The 1,163-nt window shown below is 53.2% G+C and carries 1 protein-coding gene and 1 pseudogene; both read left to right on the top strand.

Annotated elements, in window-relative coordinates; genetic code table 11:
• The coding region (locus BLR16_RS27785) for a tyrosine-type recombinase/integrase (RefSeq protein ID WP_139211520.1) at nucleotides 1–474 on the top strand (474 nt) is incomplete at its 5' end.
• Between the two features lie 22 nt (nucleotides 475–496).
• Nucleotides 497–1,163 (top strand): annotated as a pseudogene (locus tag BLR16_RS27780) (integrase); the annotation flags it as partial.

Below are 1,163 nucleotides of genomic sequence, written 5' to 3'. Positions count from 1 at the left end.
AGAATCGAAGACCTGGATCTCGCCCATCGACTCATTTCAGTGCGCGCAGAAACGACCAAAGGCCGACGCAGCCGTGTCGTGTGCTACAGCCCTGACATTGCGCCGATACTTGGAACGCATCTTCATGCCCTTCGTCTGGCCGGTTGTTCGAAAGGAGCCCTGTTTCGATCCGAGTCTGATCGCAATCGAGGTTCGGCACTCACGCGGTGGACGTGGAGTAAAACGGTAGAAAGATGGGCCGCAGACTCAAATCTGTCATGCCTTAGCACACACACTTTTCGTCATCTGCGACTCACGCATTTGGCTCGTGCGGGGTGGAAACTGCATGAGTTGACGGCCTATGCAGGTCACCGGGATCCGAAGGCCACCTTGATTTATGTGCACCTGTCGGGCGCGGACCTGACTGCAAAAATGGCGCATTCGGTGGGTAGTCTGGACGCCCGACTGTTCGCTGAACTCTTCAAGTCGGAGTAATCGTCACGGAGCATTATTTACCATGAGCTACGTGCCATTTGATGTGGATCATTATGAGCGTCAAGAGGAACTGTCGGATCTGGAGCGGACTATACTCTCGAATCGTCGGTATCGTTCCGACTGGGCCTATCTACAATCGAGTGTACCCAGACTCGTTATTCCTCTAATTGATCTCGTGGCACACGCTGGCGTTTCGGATCGATTGGCGGTCTCCTCTGTGTCCGTCATTCTCTGGCACGTTAGTAGGACTGATATCCCCTATTGGTCTTGGTCAGAAATGCAGTGGTTGGCTCTCCTCGATACCCAAGCTGGGTCGCGCCCTTATCTGGCAGCGGTCGCATACCACATGGGAGGTTTTCGTACGCCACAGCGCATTACCAAATTTCGCCAATCTGCGATTTATGCATCATTCATTTTCGGGCACAAGATATTCAAGGATGAGCTCACTCGTTTAAGCACGGTTTTGAAATCACTGGGCTACACAGCGCGTCACCTTGAAAAATTCCTGAGTGGCGTGCTGGGGGCATTGATGTTGGAAAACGGCGACCCTCGGCTTGAGACTTTCACGGAAGGGCTTTTGATTAAAGGCCAAGGCCATCGAAGCGTGGGCATTGCCAGGCTGGTTGGCAAAGTCTCCCATGGTCTAGCTGCGCTGGGTATTCTGGATAAACCGTTACGCAAGCGTGGCT

Origin of the sequence: Pseudomonas sp. BS3767 (assembly GCF_900099665.1) — a bacterium.
GTDB lineage: Bacteria > Pseudomonadota > Gammaproteobacteria > Pseudomonadales > Pseudomonadaceae > Aquipseudomonas > Aquipseudomonas cerasi.
The sequence above is the reverse complement of the archived record's forward strand: the minus strand, read 5'-3'. Positions and strand labels throughout refer to the sequence as shown.